The organism is Oleiphilus sp. HI0128 (assembly GCF_001635365.1).
This window is the reverse complement of sequence record NZ_LWGG01001361.1, coordinates 1-806: the sequence shown is the minus strand read 5'-3', so window position 1 is coordinate 806 and position 806 is coordinate 1. Positions and strand designations below refer to the sequence as shown.

Here is an 806-nt window from a genome sequence, read left to right as displayed (position 1 = left end):
TTTACGGAAGAGTATATTTACTTATCATCTTCATTGGTCGCTAAGCCACTACGAAGAAACTTAGTAATGCTTTGAAATTAAAACAAAATTAGCTAAGAAAACTAGCAATACTTAGTGTTTTTAAAATCTGTATAACAGTATAAGTCTAGAATAGTGTTTGCTTTTATCAATGTTATGCAGGTGAGTGCTTAGATCTTTTGGTTATGACTGGCGATCCTAAGCAGTTTTCCTGTTTGAGATAACAGATATTTGCCCAGGATGCGAATGAAGATAGGCGTTAAAAATAAACGCCGGAAGTGACGAAGATCAGGAAGTAAGTTGCTTGACGAATGTTCCCAAACATTCGCTAGCAGTAGCTGTTCCAGTATATTCCTTGTTGTAGCGGGAGGGTGCCAAAGAGCTAACCATTTGCGGCTTTCTTGCCTTGCTGTTTCAAGGTTGAGCGGTATTTCTTGCTCAATTCCATAAATTTCGGGGTCGGGCCTACATCCTCATACATTGGATCGCCCATTTCATCTTTCGATATGACTTTTTTACCCGCGATATAAGGGAAACTGGTTTCAAGTTCATCAAGAGCAGCCGATAGCAGCTCTCCAAGGATCTCACTTTTTGTTCTTTTGGGGTACATTTCTGCTAGTGCGTTAATTTTCGCTGCATCTTCTAAGGGGAGTCGGAATGTGTAGTCTTCAGAAGTAAATGTTGCTTTGGCTTGTTGTTCCCAGCATTCTGCTAAGGCTTTTATTTTCATAGCTTGAATCCTTGTGTGGTCGGGTTGTTCATTTTTTACGCTTAACTACAAGAATAAG

1 protein-coding gene is annotated in these 806 nt (G+C 39.7%); it reads right to left on the bottom strand.

Annotation, left to right across the window (positions count from 1 at the left end; translation table 11 throughout):
- Positions 1-400 precede the first annotated feature (400 nt).
- The gene (locus tag A3763_RS22585) at positions 401-748 is read right to left on the bottom strand and encodes a type 1 pili tip component (protein ID WP_068514910.1); all 348 of its coding nucleotides are present in this window, start codon (positions 746-748) and stop codon (positions 401-403) included.
- Positions 749-806 lie beyond the last annotated feature (58 nt).